The sequence below is a fragment of the Rugamonas sp. DEMB1 genome (assembly GCF_029834475.1).
Lineage (GTDB): Bacteria > Pseudomonadota > Gammaproteobacteria > Burkholderiales > Burkholderiaceae_D > Rugamonas > Rugamonas rubra.
Genome location: NZ_CP122407.1, coordinates 2,210,819 through 2,236,214 on the forward strand (window position 1 = coordinate 2,210,819; position 25,396 = coordinate 2,236,214).

Annotated in this window: 21 protein-coding genes and 1 pseudogene; 17 read left to right on the plus strand and 5 right to left on the minus strand. The window is 69.0% G+C overall.

What is annotated here, in order from left to right:
• The first annotated feature begins 28 nt into the window (after window positions 1–28).
• The 5 genes from QC826_RS10180 (at window position 29) to QC826_RS10200 (ending at window position 7,208) form a co-directional block, all read left to right on the plus strand.
• Window positions 29–1,801, plus strand: a complete 1,773-nt coding sequence (locus tag QC826_RS10180) for a DUF885 domain-containing protein (RefSeq protein WP_279765495.1) — start codon at window positions 29–31, stop codon at window positions 1,799–1,801.
• A 134-nt stretch (window positions 1,802–1,935) separates the two neighbouring features.
• Window positions 1,936–3,633, plus strand: coding sequence for a DUF945 family protein (locus QC826_RS10185; RefSeq protein ID WP_279765496.1), 1,698 nt, complete (start codon window positions 1,936–1,938; stop codon window positions 3,631–3,633).
• A 113-nt stretch (window positions 3,634–3,746) separates the two neighbouring features.
• The gene (locus QC826_RS10190) at window positions 3,747–5,117 is read left to right on the plus strand and encodes a DUF945 family protein (protein ID WP_279765497.1); all 1,371 of its coding nucleotides are present in this window, start codon (window positions 3,747–3,749) and stop codon (window positions 5,115–5,117) included.
• Between the two features lie 127 nt (window positions 5,118–5,244).
• Window positions 5,245–6,261, plus strand: a complete 1,017-nt coding sequence (locus QC826_RS10195; RefSeq protein ID WP_279765498.1) for a L,D-transpeptidase — start codon at window positions 5,245–5,247, stop codon at window positions 6,259–6,261.
• A 59-nt stretch (window positions 6,262–6,320) separates the two neighbouring features.
• Window positions 6,321–7,208, plus strand: a complete 888-nt coding sequence (locus QC826_RS10200) for a dienelactone hydrolase family protein (protein ID WP_279765499.1) — start codon at window positions 6,321–6,323, stop codon at window positions 7,206–7,208.
• 87 nt (window positions 7,209–7,295) lie between these two features.
• Here the strand turns inward: QC826_RS10200 and QC826_RS10205 are convergent, their stop codons facing one another.
• From QC826_RS10205 to QC826_RS10220, 4 genes are all read right to left on the minus strand, one after another.
• Window positions 7,296–8,210, minus strand: coding sequence for an N-acetylmuramoyl-L-alanine amidase-like domain-containing protein (locus tag QC826_RS10205; protein ID WP_279765500.1), 915 nt, complete (start codon window positions 8,208–8,210; stop codon window positions 7,296–7,298).
• Between the two features lie 130 nt (window positions 8,211–8,340).
• The gene (locus QC826_RS10210) at window positions 8,341–9,585 is read right to left on the minus strand and encodes a GTP-binding protein (RefSeq protein ID WP_279765501.1); all 1,245 of its coding nucleotides are present in this window, start codon (window positions 9,583–9,585) and stop codon (window positions 8,341–8,343) included.
• Window positions 9,586–9,763: 178 nt separating this feature from the next.
• Complete coding sequence (locus QC826_RS10215) at window positions 9,764–10,192, minus strand: Fur family transcriptional regulator (RefSeq protein WP_093389806.1); 429 nt, start codon at window positions 10,190–10,192, stop codon at window positions 9,764–9,766.
• Between the two features lie 111 nt (window positions 10,193–10,303).
• Window positions 10,304–11,515 carry a hypothetical protein gene (locus tag QC826_RS10220; protein ID WP_279765502.1) on the minus strand — a complete coding sequence of 404 codons (1,212 nt, stop codon included), beginning with the start codon at window positions 11,513–11,515 and terminating at the stop codon, window positions 10,304–10,306.
• Window positions 11,516–12,099: 584 nt separating this feature from the next.
• Here QC826_RS10220 and QC826_RS10225 point away from each other — a divergent pair.
• From QC826_RS10225 to QC826_RS10265, 9 genes are all read left to right on the plus strand, one after another.
• Window positions 12,100–15,081 carry an ankyrin repeat domain-containing protein gene (locus QC826_RS10225; RefSeq protein ID WP_279765503.1) on the plus strand — a complete coding sequence of 994 codons (2,982 nt, stop codon included), beginning with the start codon at window positions 12,100–12,102 and terminating at the stop codon, window positions 15,079–15,081.
• Window positions 15,082–15,263: 182 nt separating this feature from the next.
• Window positions 15,264–16,133 carry an urease accessory protein UreD gene (locus QC826_RS10230; protein ID WP_279765504.1) on the plus strand — a complete coding sequence of 290 codons (870 nt, stop codon included), beginning with the start codon at window positions 15,264–15,266 and terminating at the stop codon, window positions 16,131–16,133.
• Window positions 16,134–16,145: 12 nt separating this feature from the next.
• On the plus strand, window positions 16,146–16,448 hold the full coding sequence (locus QC826_RS10235; RefSeq protein ID WP_093389809.1) for an urease subunit gamma: 303 nt from the start codon (window positions 16,146–16,148) through the stop codon (window positions 16,446–16,448).
• Between the two features lie 152 nt (window positions 16,449–16,600).
• Window positions 16,601–16,927 (plus strand): urease subunit beta, encoded by a 327-nt coding sequence (locus QC826_RS10240; protein ID WP_279765505.1) that lies wholly within the window; start codon window positions 16,601–16,603, stop codon window positions 16,925–16,927.
• A 1-nt stretch (window position 16,928) separates the two neighbouring features.
• Window positions 16,929–18,629, plus strand: coding sequence for an urease subunit alpha (gene ureC / locus QC826_RS10245; protein WP_279765506.1), 1,701 nt, complete (start codon window positions 16,929–16,931; stop codon window positions 18,627–18,629).
• Window positions 18,630–18,659: 30 nt separating this feature from the next.
• The gene (ureE, locus tag QC826_RS10250; RefSeq protein WP_279765508.1) at window positions 18,660–19,181 is read left to right on the plus strand and encodes an urease accessory protein UreE; all 522 of its coding nucleotides are present in this window, start codon (window positions 18,660–18,662) and stop codon (window positions 19,179–19,181) included.
• Entirely contained in the window at window positions 19,181–19,861 is a 681-nt protein-coding gene (locus QC826_RS10255; RefSeq protein ID WP_279766438.1) for an urease accessory protein UreF, read from the plus strand. The genes ureE and QC826_RS10255 overlap by 1 nt, the downstream gene beginning before the upstream one ends.
• 25 nt (window positions 19,862–19,886) lie before the next feature.
• A complete protein-coding gene (gene ureG / locus QC826_RS10260; RefSeq protein WP_279765509.1) occupies window positions 19,887–20,534 on the plus strand; it encodes an urease accessory protein UreG in 648 nt (215 codons plus the stop codon).
• The gene (locus QC826_RS10265; RefSeq protein WP_279765510.1) at window positions 20,531–21,085 is read left to right on the plus strand and encodes a HupE/UreJ family protein; all 555 of its coding nucleotides are present in this window, start codon (window positions 20,531–20,533) and stop codon (window positions 21,083–21,085) included. Before ureG ends, QC826_RS10265 begins: the two co-directional genes overlap by 4 nt.
• Window positions 21,086–21,092: 7 nt before the next feature.
• On the opposite strand, the gene QC826_RS10270 is transcribed toward QC826_RS10265, so the two are convergent.
• Window positions 21,093–21,650, minus strand: coding sequence for a 1-acyl-sn-glycerol-3-phosphate acyltransferase (locus QC826_RS10270; RefSeq protein ID WP_313872873.1), 558 nt, complete (start codon window positions 21,648–21,650; stop codon window positions 21,093–21,095).
• Window positions 21,651–21,950: 300 nt separating this feature from the next.
• Here QC826_RS10270 and QC826_RS10275 point away from each other — a divergent pair.
• The 3 genes and pseudogenes from QC826_RS10275 to QC826_RS10285 form a co-directional block, all read left to right on the plus strand.
• A pseudogene (locus tag QC826_RS10275) lies at window positions 21,951–22,778 on the plus strand (sigma 54-interacting transcriptional regulator); the annotation flags it as partial.
• Window positions 22,779–22,860: 82 nt separating this feature from the next.
• Window positions 22,861–23,313: a helix-turn-helix domain-containing protein gene (locus tag QC826_RS10280; protein WP_279766439.1), complete on the plus strand. Its 453-nt coding sequence runs from the start codon at window positions 22,861–22,863 to the stop codon at window positions 23,311–23,313.
• Window positions 23,314–23,660: 347 nt separating this feature from the next.
• A complete protein-coding gene (locus QC826_RS10285; protein WP_279766440.1) occupies window positions 23,661–25,379 on the plus strand; it encodes a hypothetical protein in 1,719 nt (572 codons plus the stop codon).
• Window positions 25,380–25,396: the final 17 nt, after the last annotated feature.

A 25,396-nucleotide genomic window follows, 5' to 3' on the forward strand; every position in this document is an offset into this window, starting at 1 on the left:
TTCGTTCGTTGTCACCCACAGGAGAACCATGGATAAGAAGTTAGCCGCCGCCCTCGCCGGCGCATGCATATTGATGGCCGCCGCCGCGCCGGCGCAAGCGGCCGCCGCGCCGGGGGCCGGACCGGCCGACGCCCGCTTCAAGGCGATCTACACGCAGGAGTGGACATGGCGCCTGGGCCAGCACCTGGAGGACGAGGAGGACGACGACAACGGCGTGCGGCCCGACCTGCCGCGGGTCGACCCGGCCACCCAGCAGGCCCGCCTGGCCTACTGGCAGGGCGTGCTGAAGCGCCTCGACGGCATCAAGCCGGCCAGCCTGTCGGCCGCCGAGCGGGTCAACTACGCGGTCTACCGCGCGCAGATCGCGGTGTTCGTCGCCGACCAGCGCTTCCGCGAGTTCGAGAAGCCGCTCAACGCCGACTCGGCCTTCTGGTCGAACCTGGCCGACGGCGCGCGCAAGCACTTCAGCAAGGCCGCCGAGTACCGCGACTACCTCAAGCAGCTGGCCGACGTGCCGCGCTACTTCGGCGAGGAGACGGCCAACATGCGCGCCGGCCTGCGGCGCGGCTTCACGCCGCCGAAGGTCACGCTGGCCGGGCGCGACGCCTCGATCAGCTCGGTGACCGAGGCCAAGACGGCGCAGGACACGGTGTTCTACACGCCGTTCAAGCAGATGCCGTCGACCATCCCGGCGGCCGAGCAGGCGGCGCTGCGCGCCGCCGCCGCCAAGGTGATCGGCGAGGCCGTGCAGCCGGCCTATGGCGCGCTGCTGCGCTTCATGCGCGAGGAGTACGTGCCGCGGGCGCAGGAGGCGCTGGCCGCCGAGAGCCTGCCCGACGGCAAGGCCTACTACCAGGCCAAGATCGTCGAGTACACCACCACGGCGCTGAGCGCGGCGCAGATCCACCAGATCGGCCTCGACGAGATGGCCAAGATCCGCGCCGAGATGGGCGAGACCATCCGCCAGACCGGCTTCGCCGGCGAGCTGCCGGCCTTCCTGCAGTTCCTGCGCACCGACCCGCGCTTCTACGCGCGCACGCCGGAGGAGCTGATGATGCGCGCCGCCCACATCGCCAAGAAGTTCGACGCCAAGGCCGAGCAGTACTTCGGCTACCTGCCACGGCGCCGCTTCGCCATCACCCCGGTGCCGGCCGACCTGGCGCCGTTCTACACCTCGGGCCGGGGCGGGCCGGGCGTCTACCTGGTCAACACCTACAACCTGCCGGCGCGCGCGCTGTACAGCCTGCCGGCGCTGACGCTGCACGAGTCGGCCCCCGGCCACGCCTTCCAGATGCCGGTGGCGATGGAGCAGAAGGGGCGGCCGCCGTTCCGCCGCGCCTACATCTCGGCCTACGGCGAGGGTTGGGCGCTGTACTCGGAGCGGCTGGGCAGCGAGATGGGCATCTACGAGACGCCCTACGAGACCTTCGGCATGCTCAGCTACCAGGCCTGGCGCGCATCGCGCCTGGTGGTCGACACCGGCATCCACGCCAAGGGCTGGACGCGGGCCCAGGCGCAGGCCTATTTGCACGACAACACGGCGCTGTCCGAGCACGAGATCGAGACCGAGGTCGACCGTTACATCTCCTGGCCGGGCCAGGCGCTCTCCTACTACCTGGGCGAAATGGCCATCTTCAAGGCGCGCCGCAAGGCCGAGTCGGCGCTGGGTGCCAGGTTCGATATCCGCCACTTCCACGACACCGTGCTGCAACTGGGCTCGGTGCCGCTGCCGGTGCTGGAGGCGCGCATCGACGCCTTCATCGCCGAGGGCGGCAAGAGTCCGTATCCAAAGCAGGACTGAGCGCGGCCTCTCGGCGCGGCTATTTAACATGTGTGTGACAATCCGCGTATTTCTTCCTATGAATAAGTAGCTAGAATCCGCTGCCGCCGCCCAGCCGGCGGCGGCGTCTCCTATTCTATTCGAAGGGCATTTTCTTGAAAAAATCATTCCTGCTGGCGGGCGCCCTGAGCGCCGCGCTGGCCAGCCACTCCGCCGTCGGCGCCGCCCCAGTCACCGCGCCGGCCGCGCCCGTGCCCGCCGCCGCGCCGTCGCCGCTGGCGCAATCCGAGTTCATCGACGCCATGAGCGCGGCGGCGCTCGAGCTGAAGGCCGAATTCGGCGCCGACGACGACCTGGCCAAGGCGGCCGAGCGTTACCGGCGCTTCGAGTTCACGCCGGCCACCAAGAAGAAGCTGCTGGCCGTGTTCGGCAGCGAGCATCCCTTCGAGATGGTCGGCACAGCGTTGCCGAAAGGCGGCACGCGCTTTGTCCTGACGCTGCCGGCCCACAACTACGTCTCGCCGGGCGGCACCAACGTCGACTGGAGCGCGCTGACCCTCGCCGTGCTCAGCGACAAGGGCGATAAGCGGCGCAGCATCAGCGGCGACTGGTCGTCGCTGATCGCCGTCGGCCAGGACATGACGGTGGCGGTGCGCGACATCAGCTACGAAGGCAAGCAGAGCCGTGGACCCGGCGGGATGTGGTACGGCAAGCAGCACATGCGCGTCGGCGGCGTCATGCTCGACGGCGCCGGCGTCGTCTCGGCCAACGCCAACGTCAAGGTGGAAAGACTAGATCAGCCCGCTGCGGCCGGGGGCAAGGCGCCGGCGGCCAGCATGAGCAGCACCGGCCCGGTCTGGCTGAAGGGCCTGGAGCTCGACTTCGACCTGGTGCAACGCGGCAAGGCCAGCAACCTGGCCTACCGTTTCGGCATCGATTCGATCAGCGTCGCCGAGCAGCAGGTCGACCGCTTCAACCTCGGCCTGCGCGTGCTGAACATGGACACGGCGGCCCTGGCCGCGTTCAACCGCGAGTTGCAGGAATTGAACCGTAGCAAGCTGCCGGCCGCCGAGCAGCAGCTGGCCGTGCTGGCGGTGATGAAGCGCGTCGGCCAGTCGTTGATCAAGCAGGGCGCCACGTTGGAGATCGACGACCTGAGCGCCAGCTACCAGGGCAACAAGGTGGCCCTCAAGGGCAGCTTCGCCTTCAAGCAGGTGGCCGACGCCGACTTCGACGCGCCGGTCCGCCTGCTGAAAAAGCTGGTGGCGCGCGCCGAGATCCGTCTGCCGCTGGCCTTGGTCAAGGACGTCTCCGGCCAGCTCGCGCGCAAGCAACTGGCGCCGCGCAGCGCCGAGCCTAGCTTCGAGAACGAGGTGGCGGAGGCCGCCAAGAACATGGCCAACGTGGTCGTCGGCAAGCTGGTCGGCGACGGCTACGCCCGCATCGAGAAAAACGAGCTGCGTTCGAGCATCGTCTTCAAGGACGGCAAGCTGGTGGTCAACGGCAAGCCGATCACGCTGCCGCTGCTCGACGCGCTGATGAGCGGGCCGATCACGCCGCCCGCCGAAGTGCCGGGCAAATGCCACTGGCCTGAGTTCCCCGCCAACGCGGCGGCGAAAAACTTGACGCTGCAGTACGACATCGGCGCCGACGGCCGCGCCGGCAAGGTCACCGTGGTGCAGGGCAGCGAGGTGGCCGAGTTCGACGCGGCGGCCATCGCCGCCGTCAAGTCCTGCCGCTGGACGCCGGCCAGCAAGGACGGCAAGCCGGTCGGTTCGCCGATGACGCACAACTTCCGCCGCAGCTACCCGGCGCTGCCGCCGGGCGTGTCGGTCGAGCGCGCCAAGCAGTAATACGGCGCTGCGGGCGGCCACGGCCGCCCGCCATTTCCCTCCGTGTGACCCGCTGCGCGCAACTGCCGCCGCCGGGTCGACGGCGGGATTTTTTTGACCAATAAAGGATCGCTTTGAACAAGACATTTTTGCTGGCCGGCGCCTTGCTGGCCGGCCATCCGGCGTTCGCCGCCGCGCCGCCACCTGCGCCGGCCGTCGACGCGGCGCCGCCCGCGCCGCAGCGCACGCGCTTCGACCATGGCGAGTTGCTCGCCACCGCCATCGGCGCCGCCCACGACTTGGGCGCCTTGTTGGGGCCGGAAGACACGCTGGCCAAGGCGCTGGCGAACTACCGGCAGTTCGAACACAGCCCCGCCACCCAGCGCAATCTGCAGGCGGTGTTCGGCGACCAGCGGCCCTTCGAGTTCAGCGGCGTGGCCGCCGGCAAGGGCGCTACCCGCTACCGCTTCGGTTTTCCCGGACGCGGCTATCTATCGCCGAGCGGCAGCAATTACAGCTGGTCGGCCTTCAAGCTGGAACTGTTGCGCAACAAGGCCGAGAGCAGGCAGCGCGGCAGCGCCGAGTGGAAGCTGGTGTCGGTGCTGAACGAGGGACGCTCCCTGCTCGGCGCCAACATGTTCTACGACAGCAGGCAAACCCGCGCGCCCGGGGGGCTCTGGTACGGCAGCGAGCGCTATCGCATCGGCACGCTGATGTTCGGCGGCCTGGACGCGCCGGCCACGCCGGCCGCAACGGCCGATTCCGCCCGCAGCGCCGAGGGCGGCCCGGCTGGCGTCGCCAGCGAGGCCGACAAGGGCCATAGCGGCACCATCCAGGGCTTGGAATTGCGTTCGGACATGCGCCAGCGCGGCGCCGTCACCGAGCTGCGCTACCAGCTGGCGGCACAGTCCATCGTGGTCAAGCCGGGGCCGCTGCCGGTGCAGGATGTGAGTCTGAAGCTGCGCATCCTCAACGTCAACACGGCGGCGCTGAGCGATTTCCGTCGTGGCCTGCATGCGGTGGTGTTCGGCCAGGTGTCTGCCGACGAGCGGGCCGGCCTCATGCAGCCCCTGTGGGAGCGCCTGCTCAAGACCACGCTGACCCAGGGCGTGGTGTTGATCGTCGACGAGCTGAGCGCGCGCTACAACGGCAACAAGGCGGCGCTGAAGGCGCGCGTAAGCTTTGACCAACTGCGCGAGGACGACGTGGCGACGCCCGGCGTGCTGCTGCAAAAAATGGTCGCCGACATCGACCTGCGCGTGCCCGTCGAACTGGCGAAGGATCTGGCCTACGTCATGGCGCGCCCGCATTTCAGCGCCGACATGGACGAGACCAAGCTGCGCGCCAGCAGCGACGCGGTGGCCGCCAAGCTCATCGGCAAGCTGGTCGGCGGCGGACTCGCCCGTGTCGAGCGCAACGAGCTGCGCATGGCGATCCAGTTCAAGGGCGGCAAGCTGAGCGCCGACGGCAAACCCCTGTCGCTGGCCGTCTTCAGCGGCGGATGATTTGGGGGGATGATTGGCGGCGGAGCAACACCGTTGCCCCCGCGCACGATTAAAACCCGCCGTTCGGCGTGCCAAAGGCTAGAATGCGCTTGCAGTTTCTGTCCCTGAAACCAACTAGAGCATTTGTTTGAATTCCTTTTCATTGTTACGCGGCATGGCGCTCGCCGCCGTCCTTTCCGGCCAGGTTCTGGCCTCCCCGTCCCAGTCGCCGTCCCCGTCGCCGGCTGCGGCCGACAACTCGCCGCTGACCTTCAACGGCCTGAGCGCCGCCCAACTCTCCGCCCCCGTGCTGCCCAAGGCCAAGGGCGCGCACGTGCTGCGCGCCCAGGTGCTGCTCGACCGCGCCCACTACGCCTCCGGCGAGATCGACGCCGCCTTCGGCAGCAACCTGCGCCAGGCCATCATCGGCTTCCAGAAGCTCAAGCAACTGCCGCTGAGCGGCGTGGTCGACGCCGCCACCTGGGCGCTGCTGGCGGCCGACCAGGCGCCGATCCTGGCCAGCTACGTGCTGAGCGCGCAGGACGTCGCCGGGCCGTATGTGCCGGTGCCGGCCGGCATGGCGGCCAAGAGCAAGCTGAGCGCGCTGGGCTACGGCAGCCTGCTCGAGGCGCTGGGCGAGCGCTTCCATTGCAGCCCGGCCCTGCTGCGGCGGCTGAACCCCGGCAAGACGCTGAGCCGGGTCGGCGAGGAGATCCTGGTGCCCAACGTGGCCGCCGCCGCGCCCTTGCCGAAGGCGGCCAAGATCCTGGTCGACAGCGTCGAGGGCACGCTGACCCTGCTCGACGCCAGCGGCACGCCGTTCGCCCAGTTCCCCGCCAGCACCGGCAGCGCCCACGATCCCTTGCCCTCCGGCCAGTGGCAGGTGAGGGCGGTGGCCATGCGCCCGGTCTACCAGTACAACCCCAAGCTGTTCTGGGACGCCAAGCCGGGCGACCTGGCGGCCAAGATCGAGGCCGGGCCGAACAACCCGGTCGGCGTGGTGTGGATAGAGCTGAGCAAGCGCCACTACGGCATCCACGGCACGCCGGAGCCGGCCAACATCGGCAAGACCCAGTCGCACGGCTGCATCCGCCTGACCAATTGGGACGCGTTGGCGGTGGCCAAGTCGATCAGCGCCGGGGTGGTGGTGTTGCTGCAGGAGTGAGGCTACACTGGCAGGCGCGCCGCCCACTTCATTGATGAATTGACGAAAGGATTTTCCCCATGCCACCACGCCAGACCGCCGCCGATTTCGATCCCGAGGTGTTGAAGCTATTCGACCACTACGTCCACGGCCGCCTGTCGCGGCGCGGCTTCCTCGCCTCGGCGGGGCAGTACGCGGTGGGCGGGGCGACGGCCGCCGGCCTGCTCGGCGCGCTCAGCCCGAGCTTCGCGGCGCCCATCGTCGACGCGGCCGACAGCCGCGTCAAGGCGCGCTTCGTCGAGTATCCCTCGCCGCTGGGCAACGGCACGGCGCGCGGCTACCTGGTCGAGCCGGCCAAGGCCAAGGGCAAGCTGCCGCTGGTGCTGGTGGCGCACGAGAATCGCGGCCTGAATCCGCACATCGAGGACATCGCGCGCCGGCTGGCGCTGGACGGCTTCATCGCCTTCGCGCCGGACGCGCTGTTCCCGCTGGGCGGCTATCCGGGCGACGAGGACAAGGCGCGCGCGCTGTTCGGCAAGCTCGACAACAACAAGACGCGCGGCGATTTCGTCGCCGCCGCGCACCTGCTGGAGAAGCTGCCCGAGGGCAGCGGCAAGGTCGGCGTGGTCGGCTTTTGCTACGGCGGCGGCATCGCCAACTACCTGGCCACCGAGCTGCCCGGGTTGGCGGCGGCGGTGCCGTTCTACGGCGCCCAGCCGGCGCCGGCCGACGCGGCGCGCATCAAGGCGCCGCTGCTGATCCACGACGCCGGCAACGACGAGCGCATCCGCGCCGGCTGGCCGGCCTACGAGAAGGCCTTGAAGGAGGCCGGCGTGGCCTACCAGTACTTCGTCTATCCGGGCGTCGAGCACGGCTTCAACAACGACACCACGCCGCGCTTCGACGCCGCCGCCGCCAAGCTGGCCTGGCAGCGCACGGTCGACTTCCTGCACGCCAAGCTGGGCTGACGCCGAGGGGCGCCGGCCGGGGGCGGCCCGGCGGCGCGGTGCGAGCGCGCGCGGTGGCGGCGTTCCTCTCCGGGCCGGGGCGCCGCCTCAGGGGCGCGGCTGGGGCAGCGCCGGCGGCACGACGATGGCGTCGTTCAAGCGGAGGAATTTGAAGCCGGCCAGCTTGCGCCCGTTCCTGCCGGCGCGCGCGTTCTGCTGTTCGCGCTCGGCGGCGCGGGCGGCGAACTGCTCGAAGCTCTCCTCGCGCACCTGCGGCTCGGCCGAGTTGAGGAACATGCGCTTGCCGTCGGACGCCGTGACGATCAGGCCGACGTGGGTGGTCAGGTAGGCGCCGTCGCGTAGCGAGACAACGTTGACCATGTCGCCCTGTTCGAGCTGGGCGAGCACGCCGTCGACGCGCTCCTTCGGCACGTAGTATTCGGTGCTGACTTGCACCGGCAGGCTGACCTCGGTGTGGTGCTGGGTGCGCAGGAAGCGCTGGCGGTCCACCGTCAACTGGTAGGAGGCGGCGAAGTCGCCGGCCAGTTGGCGCGACACGTCGGTGAGCAGCCAGGCGTTGTTTTGGTTCCAGTCCTGCTCGGTGTAGTGGTTGCGGCTGGCGACGCCGATCACGCCGTCCTTGTAGCGGATGCGCTGCAGCATCCAGAAAAACTCCTCCCAGTTGCGCGACAGCGCCATCGCATACGTGTGTTCGGCGAACACCACGCAGTCGCTTTGCGCCAGGCTGAACAGGGGCAGCGCGTCGTGGATCTGGTAGGGGAACTCGCCCAGCAGGTTCAAGGCGTAGGGCTGGCCGAGGTTGCGCCGGCCGATGGCGGCGATGCGCTTGCGCAGGTCCGGTTCGGCCAGCCGCATCCGGGTGATGTAGGCGCCGGCTTCGGCCGGCGTCATCTGGAACAGCTGTTTCTGCGGCGGCGCCGTCGCCGCCGCCGCTTGGGCGGCGGCAGCGGCGGCCAGCAGGGCGGCCAGCGCGAACGAGGCGATCTTGTGCGGGAATGTCATCGGCTCAAAAGTCTAAGACTGTACAACAAGCGCGGCGGCCCGGGGGGGATTTGCGGCACTGCACCGCCGGCCGGCGCCGCATCGCCCGCTTGCCGCGCCGGCGGAGCCGCCGCGCCGCCTTGCGGGATGTTTAGCCGATCTCGGCCGTGTCGGCCTCTGCGCGATCCCACTGCGGGAAGGGATCGGCCAGCCGCGCCCACGCCGTGGGGCCGGCGGCCAGTTCCCGCTCGGTCAGCAGGCAGGCGTGGAAGGCGCGCTCGATGGCGGCGCGGTCCATCGCCTGGCCGATGAACACCAGCTCGTTGACCCTGTCGCCGTAGGGCTCCTGCCAGATCGCCTCGATCTCGCGGCGGTCGGCGTGGCCCTCGGCCGGCCAGTTGCGCCGGTCGCTGGCGGCCCACCAGTGGCCGACCGGCTCGGCCGAGGCGACCTTGCCGGCGCGCGAGTAGGCGACCGCCCAGTCGGGTCGGCTGGCCAGCCAGACGTAGCCCTTGGCGCGGATCAGGCCGGCGAAGGGCTGGTCGAGGAAGCCGTCGAAGCGCTGCGGGTGCAGCGGCAGGCGGCTGCGCAGCACGAAGTTGGCGATGCCGTATTCCTCGGTCTCCGGCGTGTGGATGCCGGCCAGCTCGCGCGCCCAGCCGGCCATGGCGCTGGCCTTCTCCAGGTCGAATTTGCCGGTGCCGAGGATCTTCTGTAGCGGGACTTGGCCGCGCCGGGCGTAGACCAGCTCCGCCGTCGGGTTCAGCGCGCGGATGACGGCCTTCACGTCGGCCAGCTGGGCGACGGTGACCAGGTCGGTCTTGCTGACCACGACGACGTCGGCGAACTCGATCTGCTCGCACAGCAGGGCGGCCAGGCTGCGCTCGTCGCCCTCGCCGGCGGTGGCGCCGCGCTGCGCCAGGAAGTCGGCGCTGTGGTAGTCGTCGAGCAGGTTGAGGGCGTCGACCACGGTGACCATGGTGTCGATGCGGGCGACGTCGTTGAGCGAGTCGCCGTGCTCGTCGGCGAAGTCGAAGGTGGCGGCCACCGGCATCGGTTCGCCGATGCCGGTCGATTCGATCAGCAGGTAGTCGAAGCGCTGCTCCGCCGCCAGCTTGCGCACCTCCTCCAGCAGGTCTTCGCGCAGTGTGCAGCAGATGCAGCCGTTGCTCATCTCGACCAGCTTCTCCTCGGTGCGCGACAGGGCGGCGCCGGCGTTCTCCGCGCCCTTGCGCAGCAGCGAGGCGTCGATGTTGACCTCGCTCATGTCGTTGACGATGACGGCCACGCGCATGCCCTCGCGGTTGGCCAGCACGTGGTTGAGCAGGCTGGTCTTGCCGGCGCCAAGAAAGCCGGAGAGGACGGTGACGGGCAGGCGCGGATCGGATTTGGGCATGGCGGGGCTCACAGGTGGATGCGCGGCGGGGCGCGTTGTTATTGCAATCGAGTTGCATCATAACGTCGCCTCGCTTCTAATGCAAGATAGTTGCATTAGATTTGTTCGACTGGCGGCTGGCGGCTGTGCTTTGCTTGGCTGCTTGGCTGCGGGGGAAGGGAGGGCGCGCGCGCGGCGCTCAGCCGGGCTTGACGCAGTTCGGGCAGGTGCCCTTGATGAGGAAATCGACTTCCTGCGTCTGGAAGCCGGCCGGCAGCTTGATCTTGCGCGGCAGCGGCACGTCGGTGAAGCAGGTCACCACGTCGCACTTGGTGCATTGGAAGTGGGCGTGCTCGTGCGCGTGGTGGCCGGCGCCTGCGCTGAAGCGCCAGACCTGGTCGGCGCCGGCGATGCGGTGCACCAGTTCGTTCTCGGTCAGCCATTCCAGCACGCGGTACAAGGTGACCGGGTCGAGCGCCTCCCCGGCCAGCTGGTCGAGGATCTCGTGGTGGGTCAACGAGCCGCCCCGGCCCAGCAGGAAGGCCAGCACGATGACGCGCTGCCGGGTCACGCGCGCACCGGTGGCGCGGATCTTTTCTTCGGCTTGGCTGGCGATGGAGGGCTGCATAGTGTCTCGGTCGAATCGGGTGGGAAGCCCCGCCATGTTACCACGGCGGCCCGCGCGTCAAGCTTCAACGCAAGTTGTTTGCGTTTGTGGGTGTGCTGTGATCGGCCGTGGCTAGCGATCGCCCATCCGCCACGCCTTCGCCGTCGTTCGCGCGCGCTTGGCGGGCCTGCCATCGCTGGCTAAGGTTTGCCGGCGTCGAAGCGCGCGGAGATGACGTCGCGGTAGAACTGGCCCGCCGCGTCGCTGCCGCCGATGACGTACAGGCGGCCGTCCTCCTCCACCGCCGCCAGCCCGGCGCGGCCGGTGGGCAGCTTGCCGGTGGGCGTGATGCGCCAGCGGCCCAGCGCGTCCGGCAGGCCCCTCGTTGCGGTGCAGGTAGGTGAAGTTGATCCAGTTGGCGTAGGCGCCGGTGCCGGGCTGGCCGCCGACGGTGAAGAGCAGCGAGGAGTTGGGCATCGACGGCGCCGGCGCGAACACGCTGGCGTGGCCGTACAGGCCGGAGGTCAGGCGCGCCGCCGAGCTTTGCCAGGGCTTGAGCGTGCCGTCGGGGCGCGGCATGGCGACCTGGACGTCGTCGAACACGTCGTACAGGTCCAAATCGCCCCAGCCGCCGAGCACCACGATGTTCTTGTGCACGGCCAGCGCCTGCGGGCTGCTGCGGCCGCCCTTGAGGTGGAAGTTGGCGATTTGCCAGGGACCGAGCTGGCAGTTGTTGTTCAGTTTCGCCACTTCGACGGTGTCGAGGTGGACGGTGTCGGCGCCGATCTGCGTGACGCCGGCGACCGCGTACAGGTAGCCGCCCTGGTCGGTGTGAATGGCCACCAGGCTGTGGTTGGAACGCGGCGTCTTCAAATGGCCGGCGCTGGTGGTCCAGGCGGACAGGTGGCCGTCGGCCTGGATGCGGGCGTACTGCACGTCGTCGTAGTAGGTGAGCGAGGTCGGCGTGGACGAGCTGCCGCCGGCCAGGAACAGGCAGCCGCCGGCGCGGGTGGTGGCGGCGCCGGCGCGCGCGTTCTGGAACGACGGTTCGGCCGTCCACGGCCCGAGGCGGCCGTTGGCGCCGATGGTGGAGCGGCGCACGCTGTCGTAGTAGGTGACGACGCCGCTGCTGGCGTCGAACTGGTAGCCGCCGGCGACGTAGATCTGCTTGTTGGCCAAGGTCGCGGCGAGGTAGGTGCGCGGCTCGGGCAGCTGCGGCTCGGTCTCGAAGGGGCAGAAGGCGGGGGCGTCGGTCGGCATCCACGACTGGCGGCAGTCGCTGTTGTCGGCGAAGGCGCTGGGCAGGGCGAAGGCGGCGAGCAGCGGGAGGTGGCTGGGTTTCATGTTCGGCTCCTGTTCAAGTAATGCCGGGTTGTTTCCGATTCGGGCTGGGGCGATTGAACTGCGGATCCAGCACGCCTGCAACAGCGAGCGACCGTGACGTGGTGACTGCCTAATCATTATCGTAATCGGCGGACGAGCTATACGTTTGTGCGGCATTAAAGGACTTGAATGTCGCTCAAGGTATGCGATTTATCAACGAAACGTTGTCTGGTGGCTCCTTGTCCTCGCCGCGACACCGATCAATGAGTCGGATCAGGTCGTCTCCTGAAACGGGTGATATCTTCCGAAGATCGACCTGCGGCGATTTTCATCCACGTTTCCCAAGGAGGTATATTTTGGCGATATACATGGGTTCCACCACAACTCGCAGCCTCCTCGTTGCTATGGGAGCCGTTGCCGTCCTCTGTCTGAGCGCGCCAGTAAAAAACTGGGCAACAGCAGCCACAGCCACAATGCCAACAACAGTTCGACCGGGGGAAAATATCTCTACGGCCGGTATTGCCGTTGCTGTTGCCAATGTAGATGGCGCCGCCGTTGCGCGGCGATCGTCTTGCGGCTCGTGTGTCCCGTATCGGGAAGATAGCTTGCCTCCCACACCGGATGTTGTCGGGCTGTTTAACGCGGCTCGCAGTCTTGACGAGGGTGCTTTCGCGACCCTACTGGCGAAGGTACCTGGTATCAATGAGTACCTCGTCGGTGATGAAACGCTGTTATCTGCGTTGTTGCGCCCGCAAGATCCCGGGCCGGAGATTTATCCGGACGGAACGCCCAGATACGCGGAGAGAGTCGCGGAGCGTCGTGTTCGCCTCATCGACCAGCACCGCGTCAGCATGCCAAGACGCGTCCGCATGCTGGCATTGGCGCTCAAACATGGCGCCAGGCCAGCGGATCTTACGAGGTCGGCGCGGCTGCCGGCTTTGCATCTCGCCACGCTGTTTGGTACGCCCGAGATGGTCGAGATGCTCTTGCATGCCGGCGCCGACCCTAAACAACTGGACGGCTCTTACGGCTTGCCGGCGGTGGAGTGCGCCTTGCGCAGCAGCCGGTATGTGCAGGCGCCCAATCTTCCCGATCTTGTTTCGCGGGCAGATCGGACAAAAATGCTGTTGGCCCTTGTTAAGGCGGGAGCTAAGCGCCCGTATCTTGCGGAGCCTGTGCGAGGCCAAGACGGGCAGACCGCGCCAGCGCCGGGTGCGCGAGCCGACGCGCAAAGTCCACTACTCACCGCCGCCTCGATGGAACGATTGCTCTGGGGCCAGCTGGTGGAAATGACGGAAGGGAGTGCCGTGCTGGACACCTTTCTGCGCTTGGGCGGGCGACCGCCGGCGCCTGATTCGACGGAGAACCTTCTCGGCCGCGCCGCCTACAGCGGGAACGCTGCGGCCGTGGCTTGGTTAAAGCAGCGACTGCCTCGATATTACGACGGCAAGGATGCCAACGGCCGCGCCAAACAGCGCGACGCCTGGAGCGAGGCAGCGGCTTTCGCGATTGACACGCCATTCAAGAGACAGCGCGCGCCGATTTTCAAGCTTCTGGTTCGCGCTGACATCGACTGGCGTGACGAGGTGCGTGGTGAGTTTGTACACTATTTGCCGGACTTGCATTCACAGCATAGGCAGCGCTCATTCGGTCCATCACTGCTTTCCCATGTTGTCGCAACGGGAGATAGCGGGCTGATTGAGCACGCCATCGCCATGGGTGGCGTGCGCAATTCCCCACAGAAAGAAAGCCCGCGGGGCGCCGCAGGATACGTCGCGATGGTCGCCGGCGACCCGGCGGCCGACGCCTTGATCGACGCCTTGATCTTGCGGCGGCCGGACTTGGTGAGGAAGCTGCTGGCGGCAGGCGCGTCGCCTCTCGCGGTCTCGTCGACAATCGCATCCGCGATCTCAGCCAAAGGAACGACGGCGCTCGCCGCAGCGGCAAATTCCCAACTGCTTGCTCGACGCGACGCCGAGAGCGCCAGCATCCCCGCAGGTGAGCTCCGCCTTCTCGACGAGTGCTTCGACGCGATGTTCAAGACGCTCACGCCGCAGAAGATTCGCGCCAGCGACACCGCCGAGCTGACGCCGCTCAACGACATCGTCGGCACTCGGCATGTCACGCCTGAGCCGGTGAAACTCGCCAAGTTGGTCGCGGCTGGCTTTTCACTTGGTAAGCTAAGTTTTGATAGTCTGGTCGAGGTTCTACGGAATGGCGATGTCAAGTTGGCGCGGGATATGCTGGATGCCGGCGTTGGCAAGAATTGGTCGATCATGACCCCTGCACGTACCGGCGAGACACCGGACCAGCGGCGCAAACTCGTCGAGGCGATCGGATTGGCCGTCGATCATGGCTATTTGCCTGTCCTGGATCGCTTGTTCTCCCTGCGCGGCACAGGGTCGGCACTGGGCGATGCGGAACATAAGTTGCTTGGAAGGTTAGTCTTTCGCGGCAATGTCGATGGGCTTAAGCTGCTACAGGCGCGCGGTGTGGTCATCGACGCGACCTTGAACCAGCCCGCCGTCGATTCGATGCAGCCGGAGGTTATCGAATTCGTGTTGAACACGACAGGAACGCGGATCGGCGCATTGTGTATGACGGCATATCCGGATGAGTGGCGACCGCCCTTGCTCAATGCAATGATGCATCTGGACGAAGGGCGGTGGCAGAAATTGCTGGCGCTAGGCGTCGCGTCGTTGGCGGCGTGCCCAGGTCAGGAGTCTGATGCAAAAACTCCAATGCCGTTGGCCGCGCTGGCGAAGAATGTGTTGGCCGATCCGTTTGCCGCGACGGGGCCGCGCAGGGCCTTGTTGCCCGCGCGCGTGCGCCAGTTGCGTCAACAGGGTATGGCAAGCGCGGACTATACCGATGCCGGTTTGCACTCCGCCGTCCTGCGCGCCCGCAGCGAGCCGGCGTTGCAAGACCTGCTCTCGGCACTGGAGGCGCCCGCGCAGGGCGTGATGCCGAGCACTACGCCGACAGATCCAACGCGGGCCCACCCCATGTCGTTGGTGGGCAGCTACCAAAAGGAAGGGGGGCGGGAGGCGGCGATCGGTCTGCAGCTCAAGGCGGATGGCCGCTTCAAGTGGGCCGCTAGCTATGGCGCGACAGACAAGTATGCGGAAGGAAGCTGGCACGTCTCCGGGGACAAGGTTGTGTTTAGCTCAGATACGCCGGCGCCGTTCACCTGGTTCAAAGTGCAGAGCCAGACGCAGTACGCCGACGGTCCCGACCTCGGCCAAGTCATTACGGTCAGAGTGGATATCGGCAGGATCAGGCTGCTAGACGACATTCGGCTAGCGCTGCAGATCGATGCCGACAAACTGAGTTTCCTGCGGATTGCCGGCAATCGAGACTTCGAAGTCATTCCCGATGGCAAACCCACGTTGGCGGCGCTATGGTTTCCGCAAATGGGGACGGTGCTCGCGGCGGAGGTCGCATTGCCGGATTTGCCACGGCTGAAGTCGCTTACGCTGGCGTTGCTACTGCCCGACAAGGCGCCCGCTACCGCGTTCAACGAGACGATGACGTTCGACAGCACAGGTTTGTATTCCGCAGACCAGCGCTATGAGAGGCAGAAGTAGCGAATCCATCACCGTGAAATTGGCTCAGACCTGGAATGCCTATGGCAGAGTGCGCGCACCATTTCAGTGCGCGCAACTCGGATTGGTGCAGATTCCTTAAAACTCGACCGTCTAATTCAATACTACGACTGGCACGCATCTTGCTCATGTCAATAGGTAGCGTTACCTATTGCAAAGCCACCATGCCCGATTGCCTGTCCAGCCGAGAACCAACCGTCAGCCCCAGCGCCTGGCAGGCCAGCCTCGCGCTGCGTTTCGCCGACGACGGCGGCACCACGCGGCTGGTTGACAAGCGCCACGTCGGGCCGCTGCGCGTGCAGAAGGCGCTGTATCCGGAGGGCGGGGCGGTGTGCCACGCCATCGTGGTCCATCCGCCCGGCGGCGTGGTCGGCGGCGACCAGTTGGCGATCCGCGCCGAGGTCGGCGCGCAGGCGCGCGCGCTGCTCACCACGCCGGGCGCGGCCAAGTGGTACAAGGCCAACGGCAAGCGCTCGCGCCAGGACGTGCGGTTGGAGGTCGGCGCCGGCGCGTCGCTGGAGTGGCTGCCGCAGGAGACCATCTTCTTCGACCACGCCGACGTCGCGCTGGAGCAGCATGTGGTGCTGGCGGCGGACGCCAGCTACATCGGCTGCGAGATCCTGTGCATGGGGCGGCGCGCCTCCGGCGAGTCGTTTAGCGCGGGGCGTGTCAGCCAGCGCAGCCAGATCCAGCGCGCCGGAAAATTGATCTGGTGGGAGCAGGGCGTGCTGCTGGGCGGCCGGCTGGATAGTCCGCTGGGGCTGCAGGGCGCCTCCGTTTGCGCCACCTTGGTCGCGGTCGGCAAGCCGCTGCCCGCCTCGGTGTTGGACGAGCTGCGCGCCGACCTGGCCGCCGTTGCCACACCCTCTGGCGCGGCGAAGGTCGGCGTCAGCCAGGCCAAGGGCGTGCTGGTGGCGCGCCACTTGGGCGACGACAGCGAGCTCGCGCGCCACCTCATGCTCGCCGTGTGGCGCCGTTTGCGCCCGCATCTGCTGGACCGCGTGGCGGTGGTGCCGCGCATTTGGCAAACCTGAATTGGAATCCCCATGGACCTGACCCCAAGAGAAAAAGACAAGCTGCTGATCTTCACCGCCGGCCTGCTGGCCGAGCGCCGGCTGGCGCGCGGCCTCAAGCTGAACTATCCGGAGGCAGTGGCGCTGATCAGCGCGGCCATCATGGAGGGCGCGCGCGACGGCAAGACGGTGGCCGAGTTGATGTCGGACGGCGCTAAGATCCTGACCCGCGCCGACGTCATGGACGGCATCGCCGAGATGATCCCGGATATCCAGGTCGAGGCCACCTTCCCGGACGGCAGCAAGCTGGTGACCGTCCACCATCCGATCCCCTGAGCCGCCGCCATGTCGCCATTCCACTCCATGCCGCCGGCCGTTGCCACCCTTATCCAAAGGCGGCCCGGCCCGCCGCATTCGTCCCGCCGCCCACAAGGCGACGGGTCTTCGAACACCAACCATTACCAGACATTGTTCTTACGGAGCACATCATGATCCCAGGTGAATTCATTCTTGAAGAGGGCGAAATCGGCCTGAACACGGGCCGTGAGGTCGGCAGCGTCACGGTGGAGAACCGGGGCGACCGGCCGATCCAGGTCGGCTCGCACTTCCACTTTTTCGAGGTCAATCCGGCGCTGAGCTTCGAGCGCTGGCGCGCCTACGGCATGCGCTTGAACATCGCGGCGGGCACCGCCGTGCGCTTCGAGCCGGGCCAGAAGCGCACGGTGGAGCTGGTCAAGGTGGCCGGCGAGAAGAAGATCTACGGCTTCAACGGCGCCGTCATGGGCGCGCTGCAAGCGACTCCACCCAAGGGCTGACATGGCGACCATTTCCCGCTCCGCCTACGCCGAGATGTTCGGCCCGACCACGGGCGACCGCATCCGCCTGGCCGACACCGAGCTGTTCATCGAGATCGAGCGCGACTTCGCCACCTACGGCGAGGAGGTCAAATTCGGCGGCGGCAAGGTGATCCGCGACGGCATGGGCCAGTCGCAGCGCGTCCACGCCGAGGTGATGGACACGGTGATCACCAACGCGGTGATCCTCGACCACTGGGGCATCGTCAAGGCCGACATCGGCCTGAAGAACGGCCTGATCGCGGCGATCGGCAAGGCCGGCAATCCGGACATCCAGCCGAACGTGACGATGTCGATCGGCGCGGCCACCGAGATCATCGCCGGCGAGGGCCTGATCGTCACCGCCGGCGGGGTCGACACGCACATCCACTTCATCTGCCCGCAGCAGATCGAGGAGGCCTTGATGAGCGGCGTGACGACGATGATAGGCGGCGGCACCGGGCCGGCGGCCGGCACCTCGGCCACCACCTGCACGCCGGGGCCGTGGCACCTGCACGCCATGCTGGGCGCGGCCGACGCCTTCCCGATGAACCTGGGCTTCCTCGGCAAGGGCAACGTCAGCCTGCCGGCGCCGCTGGAGGAGCAGGTGCGCGCCGGCGCCATCGGCCTCAAGCTGCACGAGGACTGGGGCAGCACGCCGGCCGCTATCGACAACTGCCTGTCGGTGGCCGACCGGATGGACGTGCAGGTGGCGATCCACAGCGACACGCTCAACGAGGGCGGCTTCCTGGAGCACACGCTGGCCGCCTTCAAGGACCGCACCATCCACACCTTCCACACCGAGGGGGCGGGCGGCGGCCACGCGCCGGACATCATCGCCGCCGTCGGCCAGGCCAACGTGCTGCCGTCGTCGACCAATCCGACCCGGCCGTTCACCGTCAACACGCTCGACGAGCACCTGGACATGCTGATGGTCTGCCACCACCTCGACTCGGCCATCGCCGAGGACGTGGCCTTCGCCGAGTCGCGCATCCGCCGCGAGACCATCGCCGCCGAGGACATCCTGCACGACCTGGGCGCGATCTCGATGATGTCGTCGGACTCGCAGGCCATGGGCCGGGTTGGCGAGGTGATCATGCGCACCTGGCAGACGGCGCACAAGATGAAGGTGCAGCGCGGCGCGCTGGCGCCCGACGGCGCGCGCAACGACAACTTCCGCGTCAAGCGCTACGTCGCCAAGTACACCATCAACCCGGCCATCACGCACGGCATCGCCCACGCGGTCGGCTCGCTCGAGGTGGGCAAGATCGCCGACATCGTGCTGTGGAAGCCGGCCTTCTTCGGCGTCAAGCCGTCGATGATCCTGAAGGGCGGGATGATCGCGGCGGCGCAGATGGGCGACCCGAACGCCTCGATCCCGACGCCGCAGCCGGTGCACTACCGGATGATGTTCGGCGCCTTCGGCGGCGGCCTGAAAAAATCCTTCACCTTCGTCTCGCAGGCGGCCTACGACGCCGGCATCGGCGAGCAGCTGAAGTTGAACAAGACGCTGATCGTGGCCAAGAACATGCGCGCGCTGCGCAAGTGCGACATGATCCACAACGGCGCCACGCCGAAGATGGAGGTCGATCCCGAAACCTACGAGGTGCGCGCCGACGGCGAGCTGCTGGTGTGCGAGGCGGCCGCCGTGCTGCCGATGGCGCAGCGCTACTTCCTGTTCTGACGCGCACCGTCCCCAAGCACAAGGAACCCCATGCTGACCCTACACACCAAAATCGACCACGCCGACACCATCGCCGCCCAACTGGTGCTGCCCTACGAGCTGCGCGAGAAGTGCCGCCTGCGCGCCACCTTGTCCACCGGCGAGGAGGTGGCCGTGTTCACCGTGCGCGGCACCGTGCTGCGCGACGGCGACCTGCTGACCGGCGAGGACAAGCGCGTGGTGCAGGTGGTGGCCGCGCCGGAGCCGACCTACAAGGTCAGCTGCGCCGACGCGCACACGCTGCTGCGCTGCGCCTTCCATCTGGGCAACCGCCACACGCAAGCGCAGGTGGGCGACGGCTTCCTGCGCATCCGCGCCGACGCCGTGCTCAAGGAGATGCTGGCCGGCCTGGGCGCGCGCGTCGAGGAGGAGGCGGCCGGCTTCGAGCCGGAGTCGGGCGCATACGGCGGCGGCCACGGCCACCACGGCGACCACGGCGATGGCGGCGGCCACCATGCGCTGGCGCCGATTCCGCTGCGCCAGCGCATCCACCGGCCGAGCGACGTGGCGTGATGCGGGCCGCCGCCTTGCTGAACCTGCTGCAGTTCGCCAGTCCGGCCCTGCCGATCGGCGCCTACAGCTATTCGCAGGGGCTGGAGGCGGCGCTGGAGAACGGCATGGTGAAGGACGCCGACAGCGCGCGGCGCTGGATCGTGCGCCATCTGCACGAGGTGGTGGCGCAGTGGGAGGCGCCGGTGTGCTGGCGCCTGATGCGCGCCTTCGCCGCGCGCGACGGTGCCGCCGTGGCCGAGTGGAGCGAGCGCTTCATCGCCTCGCGCGACAGCGCCGAGTTCCGCGCCGAGACGATACAGATGGGCTTTTCGCTGAGCCGGCTGATCGCCGAGCTGGGCGTGGCGGACGCGGCGGCGCTGGCGCTGCTGCAGCGCGAGGCCGAGGTGTCGCTGCCGGCCGCCTTCGCCTGCGCCGTCGACGCGCTGGCCATCCCGCACGAGGCGGCGCTGCTGGCGATGCTGTTCGCCTGGGCCGAGAACCAGGTGCTGGTGTGCGTCAAGTCGGTGCCGCTGGGGCAGGTGGCGGGGCAGCGTTTGCTGCTGTCGCTGCGGCCCGAGCTGGAGGCGGCGGCGCGCTATGCGCAGAACGTCGCCGACGACGAGATGTCCAACTGGTCGCCGGGCCTGTCGCTGCTGTCGATGCAGCACGAGGTGCAGTACAGCCGGCTCTACCGATCCTAAACCTTTTGAAGACTGCGAGAAGACGATGACTATCCCCACCTCCAACCCGCTGCGTGTCGGCATCGGCGGCCCGGTCGGCTCCGGCAAGACGGCGCTGTGCGAAATGCTCTGCAAGGGCATGCGCGAGCGGTACGACATGGCCGTGATCACCAACGACATCTACACCAAGGAGGACATGGAGATCCTGCTGCGCGCCGGCGCCCTGCCGGCCGAGCGGCTGATGGGGGTGGAGACGGGCGGCTGTCCGCACACGGCGATCCGCGAGGACGCCTCGATCAACCTGGAGGCGATCGCCCGCATGCAGGCCGACTTCCCGCAGCTCGACCTGATCCTGATCGAGTCGGGCGGCGACAACCTGGCCGCCACCTTCAGCCCGGAGCTGTCCGATTTGACCATCTACGTGATCGACGTGGCCGGCGGCGAGAAGATCCCGCGCAAGGGCGGGCCGGGCATCACCCGCTCCGATCTGCTGATCATCAACAAGACCGACCTGGCGCCGTATGTCGGCGCCAACCTGGACGTGATGGCGCGCGACGCCAAGCGCATGCGCGGCGAGCGCCCCTTCATCTTCACCAATCTGCGCAGCGGCGACGGGGTCGCCGGCGTGATCGAATTCATCCGCGAACAAGGCCTGCTGGAGCAGGTCGCGCACAACGCCAAGGAGGCCGCATGAACTATTCCAAAACCCTGTTGGGCGGCGCGCTGGCGCTGGTCTGCCTGCCGGCGCTGGCGCATCCCGAGACGGCGCCGCACGCGCACGGCTTCCTCGACGGTTTCGCCCATCCGTTCAGCGGCGCCGACCATCTGCTGGCGATGCTGGCGGTGGGCATGTGGAGCGTGCGCCAACCGAACGCGCAGGCGCTGCCGCCAACCTTCCTCGGCATGATGCTGCTGGGCGTGTTGAGCGGCGTGGCGGGGCTGGCGATTCCCGGCCTGGAGCTGGGCATCGCCTTGACGGTGGCCTTGATGGGCGTGCTGATCGCGTTGGCGGCGCGGCTGCCGGCGCCGGCCGGCGCGGCGCTGGTGGGGCTGTTCGCCGTCCTGCACGGCAACGCCCACGGCCACGAGCTGCCGCAGGCGGCCAGCGCGATGGGACTGCTGGCGGCCAGCGCCCTGCAGATTCTGGCGGGGCGGGCGCTGGGCCGGGTCAGCCCGGCGCTGGTGAGCAAGTTGTCCGGCGCGCTGATCGCCGCCGTCGGCCTGCTGCTGGTGGCCGGCGTCTGAGCGGTGCTCAGCCTGGCCGGTCGTCGCTGCGCCGCTCGGACAGGATGATCGGCGCCGCCTTGGCCGGATACAGGCCGAGGTGGCCGTCGAAGCCGGCGCGGATGGCGGCCATGTCGAGCTCCTGGTCGCCCGTCAGGTGGACGTGCTCGACCAGTCCCAGCGTCTTGTTGGGGTAGTCGATGTACACCAGCACCAGCGGCACCTTGGCCTCCAGCGCCAGGTGGTAGAAGCCGCTCTTCCAGTTGGGCCGGTAGCCGCGCGTGCCCTCGGGGGTGATGCCGACCCAGTACCAGTCGGCCGCGTTCATGCGCGCCGCCTGGGTGCGGATGGTGCCGCTGGGCGTGCCGCGCTCGACCGGCTCGCCGCCCATCCTGCGGAACCAGCCGCCCAGCGGGGTCTTGAACAGCGAGTCCTTGGCCAGCCAGCGGAAGGGCAGGTTGAGCGCCCACTTGCCGACCAGGCCGATGGGGAAGTCCCAGTTCGAGGTGTGCGGATAGATCACGCAGATGCCGCGCGGGCCGGGCAGCGGGCGGTACAGCAGGCGCCAGCCGAACAGGCCCAGCACGCGCAAGGCGGCGCGCTGGCCCCAGGTCGGCAGGCTTGCGCTTGGAGTTGGTATTTGCTCATGGTTTCCCCTGTCCTGTGGTGTGGTGTTTGTTTTGTTTTATTATCACTATTGACAGGCCGGCATTTACCTCGTCAAAAAATCCGCGCAGGCATTCTATATTGCGCTACCGGACCCAGCAAGCTTTAGCTGCCGCCGCCGTGGACGGCGGGCGGAACCATTTCGCGTGTTTCTTGTCAAACAGATCATGGCATTCACGCCGCCCGCGTCCATGCGGCGGCCAACGTGATCGGGAGCTGCATGACAGCAAGAACAATATTCTGTGTGAGCTTGGGCGGCGACAATTTCGGGGAGGAATGCGGTGCGGTGGTCGAGGGTTGGGAGGTGGGCAGGGCGGCCGGCTTGGCGGAGGCGCGTCGCCTGCTGCGCCAACGTCCCTACGCGCTGGGACTGCTGTTGATCGGGCCGCAGCGCCAGCTCGACGGCGAACTCGAGCGGTTTCTGCGCGAGCATTGGCGGCAGCACTGGGTCGCCGTGCTCGACGCCACGGCCCTGCGCAGCCCCGCCAGCCGGCAACTGGTGTTCGACCATTGCGCCGACTTCCACACCCGGCCCGTCGACGTGCCGCGTTTGCGCCACACGTTGGGCCACGTCCACGGTCTGGCCAGCCTGCGTGCCGAGGCGGGCGTGGACGCGCCTGCGCTTTTGCGGTCCAGTCCGCTGACCGGTCACAGCGAGGCCGTGGCCACGCTGCGCCGGCAGATCGCCAAGGTGGCGGGGGCCGGCGCGCCGGTGCTGATCTGGGGCGAGAGCGGCAGCGGCAAGGAGCTGGTGGCGCAGGCGGTGCACGCCCAGTCGGCGCGCGCCGGCGGCCCCTTCGTGCCGGTCAACTGCGGCGCCATGCCGGCCGGCCTGATCCAGTCCGAGTTGTTCGGCCACCAGCGCGGCGCCTTCACCGGCGCGGCGCGCGACAAGCGCGGCCTGATCGAGGCGGCGGCCGGCGGTTCGCTGTTCCTCGACGAGATCGGCGACCTGCCGCTGGAGTTGCAGGCCAACCTGCTGCGCTTCCTGCAGGAAAAGACCATCTACCGGCTCGGCTCGACGCAGAGCGTCAGCGTCGACGTGCGGGTGATCGCCGCCTCGCACGTCGACCTGCGGCGGGCGGTCGAGCGCGGCAGCTTCCGCGACGGACCTGTACTACCGGCTCAACGTGCTGGCGCTGGACGTGCCGGCGCTACGCCAGCGGCGCGACGACCTGGAGGCGCTGGCCGAGCATTTCTTCCACACCTACGCGGCCGAGCGGGCGCCGCGCGTCAAGGGTTTCAGCGCCAAGGCCCTGCAGGCGATCCGCGCGCACGACTGGCCGGGCAATGTGCGCGAGCTGATCAACCGGGTGCGGCGGGCGATGGTGATGGCCGACGGCCGCCTGATCGCGCCGCGCGACCTCGGCCTGGACGAGGCCGCGGCCGCCGCGCCGGCCGACCGCGACGCGCTCGACCGGGCCCGCATCCGCGCCGAGCGCGACGCCATCGACGCCAGCCTGCTGCGGGCCGGGCGCAACATCACGCTGGCGGCGCGCGACTTGGGTGTCTCGCGCATGACACTGTACCGCCTGCTGGCCAAGCACGGCATCGGCGCGCCGACGCGCGCCGGCCAGCCCTGAGCGCGGCCGGCGCCGATCCCATCCCTGTTACAGCTTGCGCACGTGTAATTCGGCGCCGCCGCGCCGGCCCGGCCAGGGGCGGCGCCGGGGCCGATACGGTGCGCCGGCGGGGTGGCGGTGGGTGGCGCGCCCGCTTGGCGTGTCACAGCGGCGTGACGAAAGGCCTGGGCGCGGCGCCGGACGGCGCTCCGCGCCGACCCGGCGGACGCCGACATATCGTTGAGTTTCAATGGCTTAGCGCGCTTTTGTGGATGGTGGCATCAACTTTGCGAAGGAGGGACAACCGGGTGTGCGGCCCCCCCGGCGCAAGCCATCCCTTTGTTCAACCCACGGAAGCAGGAGCAGCTATGAAAAGAACTTTGCTAGCCACGGCCATCGCCTTGGCCTTCAGTGCCAGCGCCTTTGCGCAGACCACCACGCCGCCGACCACCGCCACGACGCAGTCGGGCATGGGCGCGCATGCCAACGACAATTCGCTCTCGTTGCAGGACAGCAGCAGCAACCGCAACAACGACAGCAGCAACAAGAACGATAACAACAACAGCAGCGGCCACGCCGTCGCCAGCGACCAAGGCATCGCCGCCAACAACGGCGCCACGGCGACCTTCACCTCGTCCTCGGCCACCGCCACCAGCACGCTGTCGGGCACCGTCAGCGGCAACACCGTGAGCAACATCGGCAACAACGCCAGCAACACCGGCGCCCTGAACGGCGGCGCCGGCGCCACCGGCAGCGGCGGTGCCGGCACCGGCGGCGCCACCAGCGCCACCGGCGGCGCCGGCGCGGGCGCCAGCGGCGGCGCCGGCGCCAGCGGTGGCATGGGCGGCACGGCCACCAACGGCAGCGCCAGCAACGGCGCGCCCTCGGTCGGCGGCTCGACCGGCGGCAACAGCGGCGCCGGCGGCGCCGCCACCGGCGCCAGCAGCGGCATCGCCGGCGCCGGCGGCATGGGCGGGGCGGGCGGCAGCGGCGGCGCCGGCGGTGCCGGCACGGGCGGCAGCGGCGGCGGCGGCGGCAACACCGGCGCGGCGACGGGCGGGGCGGGCGGCAACACCGGCGGCTCGACCGGCGGTTCCGGCGGCGCCAGCGGCATGGCCAACGGCAGCAACGGCGGCAACGGCGGCGCGACCGGCAACGCCAGCGGCGGCGGCGGCGGCGTGGGCGGCTTGGCCGGCGCCGGCGGTGCCGGCGCGGCCGGCGGCGGCTCGACCAGCGGCGGCTCCAGCGCCAGCAACACCTCGGGTGGCGGCGCGGCCGGCACCGGCGCCGCCTCGGCGGCCAACAGCGGCATCATCCCGGCCGAGACGGAAACCGGCACGCCGGGCGGGCAGACGTCCGGCGCGACCAGCGGCGGCGCCGGCGGCGGCAGCGCCACGGCCGGCGACAGCAACTCCAGCTCCGGCGTGGCCACGGCCGGCGCCGGCGGCAACGGCGCCGGTGGCGGTTCGGGCGGCGCCGGCGGCGCCGGCGCGGCGGGCGGCAACACGGCTGGCAACGGCGCCGCCGGCGGCAGCGCCACCAGCGGTGCCGGCGGCGCCGGGGCGGGCGTCAGCGACACCGCCGGCAGCGGCGCGGCGGCCAGCACCGGCGCCGGTGGTGCCGGCGCGGCCGGCGGCGCCGGCGGCAGCACGGGCGGCGCCGGCGCGTCCGGCGCGGCCGGCGGCGGCGGCGGTTCGAGCGGCACGGCGCAGAACAGCGGCGGCGCGGGCGCGGCCGGCGGCGCGGCGACGGGCGGCACGGCCAGCAACGGCGCGCCGACCAACGGCAGCGCCACGGCCGGCGACGGCGGCGCCGGCGGCGGCGGCGGCGGCGGCAACACCGGCGGCGCGGGCGGCTCGGCCGGCACCAACACGGCCGGTGCCGGCACCGGCGGCGCCGGCACCGGCGGCATGGGCGGGGCGGCCGGCAACATCAGCGTCGACGCCGGCACCTTCAACATGTCCAACAGCATGAGCAGCGTCGGCCAGTCGGCCGCCGGCATCATGGTGGCCAACCAGAACAGCGGCATCTCGGCCCTGGTGCAGCAAAGCGTGAACGTGCAGGCGAATTTGGCGGTCGGCAAATAGCCCAAGGCGGCGTGGCG

Bases quoted from the DNA above. Each gene is read 5' to 3' on its own strand.
- QC826_RS10180 (WP_279765495.1), top strand. From the start codon at position 29: ATGGATAAGAAGTTAGCCGCCGCCCTCGCCGGCGCATGCATATTGATG.
- QC826_RS10200 (WP_279765499.1), top strand. From the start codon at position 6,321: ATGCCACCACGCCAGACCGCCGCCGATTTCGATCCCGAGGTGTTGAAG.
- QC826_RS10205 (WP_279765500.1), bottom strand. From the start codon at position 8,210: ATGACATTCCCGCACAAGATCGCCTCGTTCGCGCTGGCCGCCCTGCTG.
- QC826_RS10210 (WP_279765501.1), bottom strand. From the start codon at position 9,585: ATGCCCAAATCCGATCCGCGCCTGCCCGTCACCGTCCTCTCCGGCTTT.
- QC826_RS10215 (WP_093389806.1), bottom strand. From the start codon at position 10,192: ATGCAGCCCTCCATCGCCAGCCAAGCCGAAGAAAAGATCCGCGCCACC.
- QC826_RS10220 (WP_279765502.1), bottom strand. From the start codon at position 11,515: ATGAAACCCAGCCACCTCCCGCTGCTCGCCGCCTTCGCCCTGCCCAGC.
- QC826_RS10230 (WP_279765504.1), top strand. From the start codon at position 15,264: ATGCCCGATTGCCTGTCCAGCCGAGAACCAACCGTCAGCCCCAGCGCC.
- QC826_RS10235 (WP_093389809.1), top strand. From the start codon at position 16,146: ATGGACCTGACCCCAAGAGAAAAAGACAAGCTGCTGATCTTCACCGCC.
- QC826_RS10240 (WP_279765505.1), top strand. From the start codon at position 16,601: ATGATCCCAGGTGAATTCATTCTTGAAGAGGGCGAAATCGGCCTGAAC.
- ureC (WP_279765506.1), top strand. From the start codon at position 16,929: ATGGCGACCATTTCCCGCTCCGCCTACGCCGAGATGTTCGGCCCGACC.
- ureE (WP_279765508.1), top strand. From the start codon at position 18,660: ATGCTGACCCTACACACCAAAATCGACCACGCCGACACCATCGCCGCC.
- QC826_RS10255 (WP_279766438.1), top strand. From the start codon at position 19,181: ATGCGGGCCGCCGCCTTGCTGAACCTGCTGCAGTTCGCCAGTCCGGCC.
- ureG (WP_279765509.1), top strand. From the start codon at position 19,887: ATGACTATCCCCACCTCCAACCCGCTGCGTGTCGGCATCGGCGGCCCG.
- QC826_RS10265 (WP_279765510.1), top strand. From the start codon at position 20,531: ATGAACTATTCCAAAACCCTGTTGGGCGGCGCGCTGGCGCTGGTCTGC.
- QC826_RS10285 (WP_279766440.1), top strand. From the start codon at position 23,661: ATGAAAAGAACTTTGCTAGCCACGGCCATCGCCTTGGCCTTCAGTGCC.